Here is a 13,173-nt window from a genome sequence, read left to right as displayed (position 1 = left end):
CTGTTATTCATGCGAGGAGAAGCCGGAGTTTATGCTCTGTCATTTTCTCCTGCGCATGTAACAGTTTGTTTTAAAGTGTCCGTATTACCATTTTCCTGCAACACGATCCTTCACAACTTTGGTAATGGTCGCTTCATAACCAGCTTTGTCCAATTTGTTCAATTCAGCCATGTAGGCATCCCACAGCTTATCAAAATTCGCTGGTGCTCCCAAGATCATTTCCGGTAAGTATTTACGTTGCAGATCATCCGATTTGGTAGTGAAGATCTGTTCAGGTGATCCTTGCTCCAATGCGATGGACCAAGCCGGGAACCAAGGCCGCTCTTCCGGTTTGTTAAATAATTCACTAAAGGTTTGGATACCGTAGGCTTCAAGAAATTTCTTATCTCCCTCGGTGTAAGATGCAGCGGCCACTTCCGGCTGGTTGCCAGGGCTATAAGCGTTACCATCGGTTAGTGTAGATTCACCGCCATATTTCGGCCAGTCTGTCCCAAAGTAGGTGAACCCGAATTTACGGCTGAGCTCCAGATCATCATGAGCCTTGCGTTGATCTTCATTTGCATAATAGAATCGGCCCTTTTCATCCACACTGTACGTTTCGTCCTTGATTCCCCATTGCACCAGAACCTGATTCTCTTCCTTCAGCAAATTATCAAAATATTTGATGATACGAACAGGGTCTTTGGCATTCACCGAGATACCTGTTGCATAGTTGTTGACAAAGCCGGGAGGATCCACATACTGATCCTTGATTCCTTCATCAAACACAATCGGAAGTGGAGCGTAGCGCTTCTCATCAATGCCTGCCGAGAGCAGATTTTTCGACGCATCTCCAATTTGCCAGCCGTAATTGAAGTATCCTAGCACACGACCCGAAGTCAGCTTGGCCAAATACTGGTCTTTGTTCATCGTAAAGGATTCCGGATCAAGCATGCCTTGAGCATTGATTTCATTTAACTTCTGAATCCATTTTTTCTGAGCATCTGTTCCCGCGACGACTTTTGCTTCATGGGTTGTCATGTCCACCATGACACTGCCATCGTTCGGATAACCGGCGAGATGCATCGCTGGATTTTGCAAAGTGAAGAAGTTATTGGCCACACCCGCAAGTGACACAAATCCGATCGTCTCTGCACCGTCGACAGTTGGATGTTTTTCCTTATAATCCTGAATTAGATCAAAATATTCATCCAGTGTAGTGATCTTGGGATAATCAAACTCTTTGAGCACAGATCGTTGAATCCAGAAAGCTCCTCCGCCCACATTTGGACTACCTGAATACTCACCCTGATTAGCCGTATAAGGCAGTGCATAGATTTTTCCGTCTTCGGCATTTTTCATTTTATCGAAGTATGGTCCGTATACCCTTTTGATATTAGGGCCGTATTCCTCAATCAGATCATCCAGCGGAATGTACGCACCGGCATCCAGTAACTTGGACATCTCACCACTGGAGCTAATGACATCAGGATAGTCTCCACTGGCAATCATGACACCGGCTTTTGTAGCACTATCGCCTACCAGATATTCCATCTTCCAGTCCACACCCGTCTGCTCTTGCAACGCTTTACCGATGGTCGTTTCGCTTGCCAGAACATCCTTCTTGCCTGGAGAGAACATGTAATACGAGAACGTGACTGGACTGTTCTCATCATCACCTGTGGTTGAAGGCGCTGATGACGAACTGTTCTGACTGCACCCAGCCAGCAAAGCTGTTAGTAATACAGCTAAACCCGCTGTTCTAAATTTTGGTTTTAACATGTGAATATTCCCCCGTTCCGTGTTTTCTCTTATGGATTACACTCACCATTTGCCAGCTACACGATCCTTAACTGCCTGTGTTATCGTAGCTTCGTATGTTTTCTTGTCGAGTTGATTCAATTGACTCATATATTCATTCCATGTGTTCTCGAAAGTGGAAGGCGAATCCATAATCATTTTGGGTAAATATTTCTTCTGGAGATCTTCTGCTTTGGTGATGAAAATCTGTTCCGGTGAGCCCTGCTCCAGTGCAATAGACCAAGCAGGAGACCAAGGACGCTCATCCGGTGTGCTGAATAGTTCTGTGAATGTCTCCACACCGTATTTCTCTAACAACAGCTTGTCACCGTCCGTGTAACTAAAGGTAGCCACTTCTGGTTGGTTGCCCGGTCCATAGGCGTTGCCATCCTCCAGCACGGAGTTATTGCCGTAACGAGGCCAGCTGTAATTAAAATAGTCAAAGCCGAACTTACGACTTAATTCCGGATCTTCATGTGCCTTGCGTTGGTCTTCATTTTTAAAGTAAAAGCGGCCCTCATCATTCACACTATACGTCTCGTCCTCAACACCCCATTGAACCAGAATCTGGTTTTCTTCCTTGAGTAAATTATCAAAATATTTAATAATTCGCACGGGATCTTTGGCATTTACGGTAATTCCCACACCGTAGTTATTCACAAAACCTGGCGGGTCCACATACTGGTCTTTGACACTGTCATCAAATACGATCGGTAGAGATACGTATCGTTTATCGTCAATACCAGCCTTCTTGAGATTGTTCGTTGCGTCTCCAACCTGCCAGGAGTAACTGAAATATCCCAGCACCCGACCGGACGTCAACTTGGCGAGATACTGATCCTGATTCATTGTGAAGGATTCGGGATCAAACATCCCCTGTGCGTTAACCTCGCTCAGCTTCTGAATCCATTGTTTCTGATAATCAGATCCGGCTACCAGTTTGGCTTCATGGCTCTGCATATCCACCATCACACTACCATCGTTTGGATAACCTGCCAGATGCATGGCCGGATTTAGCAGGGTGAAGAAGCTGCCCGATTCACCTGCAAGTGTGGCGAAGCCGATGGTTTCTTTTCCATCGATCTGCGGATGCTTTTGCTTGTATTGCTCAATCAAGTCAAAATATTCGTCCAGCGTTTTGATCTTGGGATAGTTGAACTCTTTTAACACAGCACGCTGAATATAAAAGCCGGTCTGGAAGTTAGGCTCTGACACATAACCGATGTTGGCAGTGTATGGCAAGAAATATATCTTTCCATCCTCCTGTCTGAATTTGTCCATATAAGGCCCGTATACCCGCTTGATGTTAGGCCCGTATTGATCGATCAGTTCATCCAGCGGGATAAAAGATCCTGCATCCATCAATTTGGCCATTTCACCACTGGAGTCGATGATGTCGGGGTAATCCCCACTCGCAATCATTACACCTGCCTTGGTTGCACCGTCGCCGACCAGATATTCCATCTTCCAGTCAACACCTGTTTGTTCCTGTAGCTTCTTGCCAATGGTCGTGCTGCTTGCCAGAATGTCCTTCTTGCCACCGCCAAACGTAAAATATTTAAAGGTGACCGGGGTGTTGTCATTACTGTCAGGATAAGAGGCTTCCGGGCTGGCTTTATTACAACCTGCCAGGGTTACAGCCAATAAAATGGCCAGACCTGTTATCATGTTTTTTTTTCTAAACATGTAGCAAATGCCCCCTTAAAGTATTGTTTGTGTCTTTAAGCCTTCTCAATATATCAAGATAGCGCTTTCAAAGTTACCCATGAAAGTGTACCTCCTACTTTGAAAAGTATATCCCTCGTAATTAGTCATCTGGCATGGCTGATGGATCAAGTGGAAGCTTAATTTGGATACGCGTTCCTTCTCCTTCCCATGTCTGGATGTCGAATGAAAACTGATTCTTATAACAAAGTTTTAAGCGACTATACGCATTTTTCATGCCAACATGCTCTCCCATATCGGCGTTTTGATCCAGGTAACTTAACAACTCTTCCAATTTTGCTTGTGACATCCCTATACCGTTATCCGTTAGTCTGATATGGAGCAGGTCATTTTCCATTGAAACGAAGAGTTGAATGATGCCTACACCCGGAGATGACTCAATTCCATGAATACTTGCATTCTCAACAAAGGGAAGGATAACCATCTTGGGGATTCGGTACATCAGTACCGCAGGATCTGCCTCAATATTGTATTGGAGTTTTTCTCCAAAGCGGTATTTCTGAATTTGCAAAAAACTCTCGATGAGTTCCAATTCTTCCTTCACTGTCACATCATTCTGATTCCAACTAATCGACTTGCGAAACATCTTGGCCATGTTATGCACGATTTTGGCAGTCTCTTTCTCACCTTTGATGAGGCTCCGCATACGTACCGACTCCAGCGTATTAAACAAAAAATGTGGGTTGATCTGACTATGGAGCGCATGAAGTTGTGCTTGCTGCTGCTTTAACTCCAGGTCTTTCTTTTGGATGTCGGCGAGATATACCTCATGAATCAGATTATGGATCGTCTCGGTCATTCGATTAAATTCCATCGTGAGTTGACCTATTTCATCTCTTGCATCTTCAGGCGGAATCGTCTGGAAATTCTGTGTTTTTACTTTTTTCATATGTTTCAGAATACGCACCAGCCTGACATGGATGGATCTGGACATAGCCGCGATGATAATAGAAGGCAGGACAAAATTAATGCAAGCCAGCCATACTACGAAGGAACGGGACTTTCGCACCTCCTTCAACACAATTTCTTCATCCATCACTCCTTGCAGGGACCACCCTTCCAGATAGTTAATGCCTGTATACGTAAGTTCAAAGGGAATCATTTTGTTCGGAAACTGGATCTCGCTGTAACGTTTCCCTATCTGAGCTTCTGCTGTAGGATCATTTGAAAATTGGATGTGTCCCCCCGGATCAAGAAGATACACTTTTCCATCAAATCCGCTGTTGTGAAAATACTGCTTGATCATATCCATATTCAGGTCAATTTTAAGTAACTGCTCTCTCCCCCCTGTGTCCAGATTGTCGAGCCGTTGAACCAGACTTAACATCTGATCCGATGAGATCAGTGCTGGATAAGGGGCGGTGTATGCCTGAAATTGAACGTACCAGTTAGAGCTTCGGACCACGTCAGTTAAACGATCAATATAACCGGAAGATAGAATGGTAGAATTATCGGTATACACTTGATACCAGCGAATTCCCTGATTCAATTGACCAGAGAATTGCCCTTTTAGATAGGAATTATAAGCGTCAATGTACTCAAAATGACTTTGAAATGAACGGGAGATGGTGTCATTGAATACAGGGTCAGTATATAACGAATAAGAGAGGCCGACGCCCTGATCAATGGTTACCCGCAGGTCGTTCTTCAGATTGTTCAAGGCCATGCCGGCATCACGAGTTTTCTGACTGCGAATATTGGCGGATGTGACATTGTAGAACACCACATTGGTAACAACGATGGGAATAAACACGGACAGGACATACATCAGCAATAGTTTATCTCGAAGCTTCATGTAGTTCAGGTTCCATCTTGGCATTGGGCACCTCGCTGCTCATTTCCCATAAGGAGATTGCGATACTCTGTAGGAGATAACTTAACAAGTTTCTCAAACTGGGTTACAAAATAATCCGCATTCTGAAATCCTACGCGTGCAGCAACCTCGTACATTCTCAGATCCGTCTGGCGCAGTAACTTCTTCGCCTCATGAATCCGCAGGTTCAGCAGATAGTCATTGAAGTATTGATTGTAGCTTTTGCGGAATAATCGCCCTAGATAAACGGGATTCATGTAGAAGAGCGCAGCAATGCTTTTGAGATTGATGTTCTCGGTATAATTTGCATCAATATATCGTTTGATCTTGCTGATATCCCCTTTGGATTGCTCCATCCGCAAATGAGAGACATATTCCTCGGCTTCCTCCAGCGCGATGAGAAAAGCATTCTTCAATAGTCGTAAATTCCAACCTTCATGACTTTGTTGTGCCAACTCCTTTAGCTGCTGCAACCCTTCATCATTCCCACCCATTTCGTGGACCACAGCGAGAATACCCGTTATACAACGCAAAAGAGAACCCGATACAGCTTGAGGAGAAAATCGATTCATATGAAACAGTTTGAATTTCTCTTCTACAATCTTGTGGTAAGCTGACCTATTCCCCTCTTCCAGGCTCAAGATTAATTGATCCACCTCGTCTTGGTACACATTGAAAACAAACAGCGGTTTGCCTTTGATCTCCGTATAACGTACGACACCACCAGTTTCAGCATATTTATGCTTGGCTGCTTCTTCAGCCGCCATAAGGGATTGTGGGACATCACCAATTTCTTTGACGAGTGTTCCTGCATAAAGACCGATATCCAGGTTAAACCTTTTGCTCAGTGTTATATGAATATTATGCAGTTTATCCTGTAACGCCGAGCCCCCTTGATGATGATCAGGCCACAACAGTAATAAAGCAAGCGTGCCGCGGTGTTGCTCACTGATGAACATTTTGCATAAATTACTCTCCAGAGAATGTACTGCTTCTCGTAGCTGTTCAATGGTGATTTTGATTTCATCTAATCCGGTCTGAAGTTCGATCAAAGTCATGAGCAGACTGCAGCTACGATTGATCCCGAGCATCTCGAAATATCGATGTTCATCTTCCTTCTGTACATGGCCTTTGATCACATCCTCCAGCATGATGGTACTGGCCTGTCCCTCAGCCAAAAGAATATGTTTTCTTTTATTGCAAATCAGATTAGCCGACTTCTTCAACGTCGCCGTCAGTTCTTCATCATCAATAGGCTTTAGGATATAGTCATGAACGCCGTACCGGATTGCCTGCTGAGCATATTTGAAGTCATGATAACCACTGATGATAATGAACACAGGTTCCAGATGTGGCATTTTTTCTACGGCACGTATCAGTTCCAGTCCATCCAGAATTGGCATGCGGATATCTGTAATAATCACATCTGGTAGCAGACATTCAATCAGATTTAATGCCTCTGCACCGTTCTCTGCCTCTCCGATAATCTCCATATTAAGATCTATCCAATTTATGAGTTCATACAGCCCCTTTCGTACATACATCTCGTCATCTACCAATAATACTTTTAACATCCGTGTGTCCCCTTTCCTCCAACGAAAATAAACCGCCGGTAGCATGTCTCCCTATCGACGGCATCTAATATGGTGACTGTTGTAGTTATTGCAAAATAAATTCATTCATGTCGTGCATAATCCCAATAGTCGCCAACGAGGCCTTCAATAATCGATCCACTAGCCCATGGCATCAGGCAAAACCAGGTGCTGGCTGGCGTACCATCCGCATATTTTTCAGTGACCAGTCCTTCCGAATGACAGAAGCGTTCAGACATCCATCCTTTTTTGCCATAGCCGAATTCTTGATCATAACGATTATAGGTCTGACAACCCCATCCGATGGTATCCATCATACGTTGGAGAACATAATTGTCTTCCCGTTGTCCGACATAATACAACAACTCATCTACTAGATTGCTGGACATGGGGTGAATATGCGGATTTGCTACTGAAGTAACACTTCCCCCGGAACTGGACCAGCCTAATGTACTGAGTGGCGGAATCTTAACAGGTGAGTTGTAACAAAATTTGAAGCTGAATTCATAGCTGATTGCATCTCTCATGTGATCTAGAAACAGCTCGTCACCGGTCAACGCGTGTAGAAACCGAACAGCTTTGATGTAAGCCAGAATACCTTCCGAATCAACAGCTTTATCCGCATCCAACGGAGCGCCGTAACATTCCATGTGTTGAACATAGGTGTTGTAATAGTGGGCTTCACTTCGTCTGAGCTCTTCCAGAGAAGATTCATTATGGGTTAACCAACAGTAATATGCCTTGGCAGCAAGACACCAGACCCCACTAAAGGCATCATATTCAAGACCTGCTCCTGTCCGCTCTGACAAAATGGTGGGATATTCTCCATCCGTATTCTTTGTGCACTCCAGACGATCAAGCACTTGCTTGACGTAATCCAGCCAATCATCGTGTCTCACATTTCGAATACGCTTCTCATAATCGTAGCTTTTCAGAATGTAGAACATCGCTTGAGCTACAAGATAAGAGGAATGTCCTGGGGTACGCATGCCGTCGAACCACCAGCCTTTAACACTCCATATCCCATCCTGATAGGCATCGTATGGAAGTCCGGATTCGGGATTCATGGCATTCTCGATAATATTGGTAATACAGGATAACGCCTGCTGTCGCATGGGCTCATTATTCAGGCGCAGTGCGGCCATAAGCATTGGTGCAGCTATGGTCATACCATTTGTCCAACTGATTGAGATAATTTTGTTGTATCGGTAGCCACCAGTTTCAGCAGCATCTTCATATACAAATGTGGAGTAATGACGATCCTCCGGAAGCCAGGCATATTCATAGATGGCATTGGACAAATCCGTTACCGTTGTCTGAATGTCACTTCCTTCTCTTGGTTTTTCGTGATACCTCCTATAGATTGTTTCCAGTGCAGGATTGATACCCAGTTCTGATTCAGACTCGTAGTTATATAGTTCAAGTGTGAGCCCAACCGATTCACCTGCCGCAAGTTCAAAACAGTTTTCTCCAAGGACAGCTCGCTCATGGACAAGTCTGGATTTGATAAATAACAACGGAGCATTCTCATATCCCAGCGTATATCCGACCGTACCCTTCTCAATAGAACATGTGAATCCCCCATATTGCACGAACGTTCCTTCCATTCCTGGATACCATTGCTGCTTCTGGTTTCCTGTTTTGATCCAGTAGGGACTTGCGCTTAGACCAACAATCCGACCTTCATCATAGATAAGTGCAGCTGGATGAGACAGACGATCGCTTCGGACCATCCACCAGGGTGATGAAGGGCGAGAGGGACTGCCCTCCCTTAGTCTGGGGAACTCATTTGGGACATTCTGGGGTGCTTCGCCCCGGTTGCGACCATACATAAATGCAGGCAAAAAAAACCTCGGATTCTGTTTATCCAACGGCATTTCCACATGAATAACCCCTGTCCAGGCATTCTGGCCCTCGTTGTAAATCTGAATGTCGGCTTGCCATGGAGCTTCTGCACTACCGTTTCCACTTATTACTTTTACGTCAGCTTTGAGAGCATGCTTGTCCAATGCCGTGTACTCTACGTTGTCCTGCCCTCTACTTCGTGCCGTGAAAATCAGATCCATTTTTTCCTCCAATCGCGTTGTACACACTTGAGTGTAAACGCTTGCAATTATGTATCCATCATGCTAGGATGGTTACATTTTATAGGTTCACGTCTGCAATTTCATTGCACAAACGGCTATATTTATTGCGCGAAACGACAAGGAGGTCATATATCTGATATGAATGAGACTTCAGAATACCTGTTTGATCCAATCCAGAATGAGCTGTTGTATCTTCATCGCACCACCACGTATAATATGGGAACGTTTTATCATCGACATAATGCATATGAACTCTACTTATTTCTTCGTGGCAATGTTAACTTCTATATTGAGAACCGGTGTTACCATTTGCAACGTGGCGATCTGCTCGTTCTTAGCCCGGAGGAGATGCACCGTTCCTTTGCCTTGGACAAAAACGAATATGAGAGAATTACCATAAATCTGAAAAAGTCATATCTGAACCGCTTGTCTACATCAACGACCAACTTATCCGCATGTTTTGACTACCGTCCCAAGGGTAAGGGAAATATCGTACATCTTGAAGAGGACAAACTTCAACGAGTGCTGCAATTAGCTGGCGAACTTGAACAGTGTCTCTCATCAAGTGACTATGGAGCGGATATTCTAGGGAATATTTTGATTACACAGTTACTCCTTCTAACGAATCTAACTTTTCAAAATACGGATTTTGTTGCAACGGATATTATGCCTGAACTAGTTCGAAACACGATGGATTACATTGAATGTAATCTGACGAGGCAACTGACGCTCGAACAATTGTCAGAGGCTATGTTCACGAATAGCAGCTATATTAGTCGACAATTCAAAAAGCATACAGGACTCACGATTCGAGCATACATTCTTAGTCGCCGTATAGAGCTGTCGAAATCTTATTTAATCGAAGGTTTAAGTATTACAGAGGCCTGTTATCAATCCGGTTTTGGAGATTATGCCAATTTTATTCGCAGCTTCACCAAACAGGTCGGCACTTCACCTGGCAAATTTGTTAAATATGGAAGTCTTCTTTAAACATTTCATTGAGCAAAAAAAAAAGAGCGAATTCGCCCGGCAATTTTATCAGCCGGTATTCGCTCAGGTAATCGGTAACTTCTTATTAATTATTCCAGTCGTATCCTTTCAATTCAACCATAGCATTTGGGCCAGGAAAGGTTAATTCTATCTTTTGGTCCTGATAGGATACGGTTACTCTTGATTCTGCAATAGAGCGAATTCTGGTATTGAACAGACGACCATTTTCCCATTCCAGATCTATTTCAAATCCGCCACGAGCCCGAATACCACGAATATATCCTTTTGGCCACGCTGCCGGCAAAGCAGGTAACAATCTGATTACTTCGTTATGACTCTGGAGAAGCATCTCTGCTATCCCGGCAGTTCCTCCAAAGTTCCCATCAATTTGAAATGGAGGATGGTCACAAAACAGATTGGGTAACGTGGAGGAACGTAGAAGTTCCACGATGTTATCGTGTGCAAGTTCCGACTCCTCTAATCGTGCCCACATGTTGATAATCCACGCCCTGCTCCATCCTGTGTGTCCGCCACCGTGTTCCAGTCTTCTGTCGAGTGTTACACGAGCTGCCTTGGCAAGGTCAGGCGTTGATTGCAACGTAATTTGTGTTCCAGGATGCAAAGCGAATAAATGGGAAATATGTCTGTGTCCAGGTTCCAATTCATCATAATCGTTACTCCACTCTTGGATCTGGCCATGTTTGCCAATGGAGGTCTCCGGTATTTTGGTTAAAGCACTACGCAGTACTTCTCCGAATTCCTGATCTTCTTGCAAGATCCGGGTACTTTCAATGCAACGCGTGAAGAGTTCTCTAATGATCTGATTGTCCATTGAAGCACCAAAACATAAAGCCCCCGACTCTCCATTATCTAATATATAACGATTTTCCGGTGAAGACGAAGGACATATCACCCAATTGCCGGAAGGATCCTCTATTAGATAATCCAAAATAAACATAGCCGCATCTTTCATCGTGGAGTAAACTTTTTTGAGAAACTGAAAGTCCTTATTGTATTCGTAGTGGTCCCACAGATGTAATGAAAGCCATGCTCCTCCCATAGTCCAAAACGTCGATGTCATGCATACATCCTGCGGAGCAGCGTCTGCCCAGATATCCGAATTGTGATGAGCAACAAACCCCTTGCATCCGTACATGGTTCTAGCGGTTTCCTTTCCCCGGACTTGCAGTCGATCTATAAAATCAAACACTGGAACGTGACATTCAGACAGATTGCAGCTTTCTGCAGGCCAGTAGTTCATCTGTGTATTAATATTAATCGTATATTTGCTATCCCATACAGGAAGCATATCTTTATTCCAGATCCCTTGAAGGTTTGCCGGTAAAGAACCTGGACGACTGCTTGAGATAAGCAGATAACGACCAAATTGAAAGTATAGACTCATCAGTTCCGGATCATGCTTACCAGCTCTAAGCCGTTCAAGGCGCTGATCGATTGGAAGTTCGGAACATATCACATCTTTATTTTCATCTTCGAGATGTAAATCCATCTTTTCGAATAAGGATTGATAGTCCGAGACATGATTGGCGAGCAGTTCGCTATATGGTTTTGTTGAAGCGGCCTCAATTCTGCGGAGGCACTCCACTTCGAGTTGTTCCTTGGGTACTCGGAAATCCGTGCAAGCCGTGATTAGAATAGTCGCTGAATTACCATCCTTCAGAGAAAGCTGACCGCTTGAATAATGAACCTGCCCTCCTTCAGATATTAGGCGAATCGCACAACAAAATCGGATTCCTTCTTCTCCCCCACTTCTTCCCCGGATGATCAAGTTATTCGTTCCACGCCTCTCAATCCGGTCCAGATAGGATTGGAAACCAACAGGATGCTTAAGAATATCTGAATAGGATGTTGATTTCAGAACGGTTCCCCTGCCAAAAATAGTGGAGAAAGATAACTTTCCAGGCACGCTAGATTTGAGATGAACAACGAGCACTTGATCCGGGTAGCTAGCAAAATAATCACGGCTGTACATGGATTGATCTGCGGTATAATTCACGTTTACCTTGCCATGTTCCAGATCCAGATGTCTTTGATATTCATTTGGTTCATGTTCACTGTGATCCATAGCGATATAGAAGTCTCCTAATGGCTCATAATGCCTTTGTCCGTCAGGAACACCCACCAGCGTATCTGTTGCGAGTTCTTCTGCTTCCCTAATCTTACCGTCAAAAATCAGGCTTCTGATCTGAGATAAAGATTCAAGTGCTTGAGGATTATTCCGCTGCATCGGTCCACCATACCACAGACTATCTTCATTAAGCTGGATTCTCTCGATCTGTGTTTTCCCAAAAATCATGCCTCCAAGAGTTCCATTTCCGATAGGCAATGCCTCTTCCCATGTTCCAGCAGGTTGATTAAACCAGATATTTTTGGTCTTCACGTTAAAACCTCCAACGAATTATAATTCCTCACATTTTTCATGTTTAGTGTGTTCCGTTTGTATGTTATTTCAGTGTACTGTAATCTCTTAAGCATCTAAATGAACAAAATTAACTTGAATTATCACAATCTTATCCCAGCATTAGAGGTGTAATCGTAAATTCCGAAACTGACAGAACAAATTCTTGTTCTGGGCAAGCAAGCATATCTATTGGCAATAAAAAAAGCCGCTATAATAGCGGCTCTGCTTCGTTTATTTCATTTAGCTTACGTGAAGCTTGGCATAAGTTATAAAATATTTCGCTCCATTTGTTGCATGAATTGTCTCAATATCAGCCGATCTTCCGAAGAAATGGATTGAAGTAGTTTCTCTTGCTGCTCTCTCCATTTATACTCAACCGGTTTTTCTAATTCTTTGCCCTTATCGGTTAGAAAGATACGCATGATCCTTGCATCCTGTACATCACGTTTGCGATATATAAATCCGTTCTGTTCCAGTGATTTGACCATGTTTGTAACCGTTGGTGGTTCGCATTTCATATGTTCACTTAGTTGCATCTGTGTTACCCCATCACCCAACCACAGCCGATACAACAAATTATCTTGTCCTACATAGAGATTAAGTTCCCGAAGAGATTCACTATAATTTCGACGCATTTGGGAGGAAATTCGATCTAAAGACTGTCGAATATCACAATCTACTGTATCTGTCATGAACGATCCCTCCCTAACATCCGAATTATATTTAGCAGACTAAATGTATCATGTCATTATATAGGTGTCAATT

At 43.7% G+C, this 13,173-nt stretch carries 8 protein-coding genes; 1 reads left to right on the top strand and 7 read right to left on the bottom strand.

Translation table 11 applies throughout. The features are described 5' to 3' along the window. Positions 1-84: 84 nt before the first annotated feature. From V6669_RS15250 to V6669_RS15230, 5 genes are all read right to left on the bottom strand, one after another. Complete coding sequence (locus V6669_RS15250) at positions 85-1,761, bottom strand: ABC transporter substrate-binding protein (protein WP_338594772.1); 1,677 nt, start codon at positions 1,759-1,761, stop codon at positions 85-87. Between the two features lie 42 nt (positions 1,762-1,803). Next, entirely contained in the window at positions 1,804-3,465 is a 1,662-nt protein-coding gene (locus tag V6669_RS15245; protein WP_338594771.1) for an ABC transporter substrate-binding protein, read from the bottom strand. Between the two features lie 121 nt (positions 3,466-3,586). After that, positions 3,587-5,323, bottom strand: a complete 1,737-nt coding sequence (locus tag V6669_RS15240; RefSeq protein WP_338594770.1) for a sensor histidine kinase — start codon at positions 5,321-5,323, stop codon at positions 3,587-3,589. Beyond that, on the bottom strand, positions 5,305-6,891 hold the full coding sequence (locus V6669_RS15235) for a response regulator (RefSeq protein ID WP_338594769.1): 1,587 nt from the start codon (positions 6,889-6,891) through the stop codon (positions 5,305-5,307). The genes V6669_RS15240 and V6669_RS15235 overlap by 19 nt, the downstream gene beginning before the upstream one ends. 101 nt (positions 6,892-6,992) lie before the next feature. Continuing rightward, complete coding sequence (locus tag V6669_RS15230) at positions 6,993-8,975, bottom strand: hypothetical protein (RefSeq protein ID WP_338594768.1); 1,983 nt, start codon at positions 8,973-8,975, stop codon at positions 6,993-6,995. Positions 8,976-9,134: 159 nt separating this feature from the next. Between V6669_RS15230 and V6669_RS15225 the strand changes: the two genes are divergently transcribed. Then, a complete protein-coding gene (locus tag V6669_RS15225; protein WP_338594767.1) occupies positions 9,135-9,986 on the top strand; it encodes an AraC family transcriptional regulator in 852 nt (283 codons plus the stop codon). A gap of 85 nt (positions 9,987-10,071) precedes the next feature. Here V6669_RS15225 and V6669_RS15220 read toward each other — a convergent pair whose 3' ends face one another. Both V6669_RS15220 and V6669_RS15215 read right to left on the bottom strand, forming a co-directional pair. Continuing rightward, the gene (locus V6669_RS15220; RefSeq protein ID WP_338594765.1) at positions 10,072-12,387 is read right to left on the bottom strand and encodes a glycoside hydrolase family 95 protein; all 2,316 of its coding nucleotides are present in this window, start codon (positions 12,385-12,387) and stop codon (positions 10,072-10,074) included. 287 nt (positions 12,388-12,674) lie between these two features. Further along, the gene (locus V6669_RS15215) at positions 12,675-13,100 is read right to left on the bottom strand and encodes a MarR family transcriptional regulator (RefSeq protein WP_338594762.1); all 426 of its coding nucleotides are present in this window, start codon (positions 13,098-13,100) and stop codon (positions 12,675-12,677) included. Positions 13,101-13,173: the final 73 nt, after the last annotated feature.

The organism is Paenibacillus sp. Y5S-9 (genome assembly GCF_036894235.1).
Classification (GTDB): Bacteria; Bacillota; Bacilli; order Paenibacillales; family Paenibacillaceae; genus Paenibacillus.
Note: the sequence above shows the minus strand (reverse complement) of the source record. Positions and strands in the feature narration are given on the sequence as shown.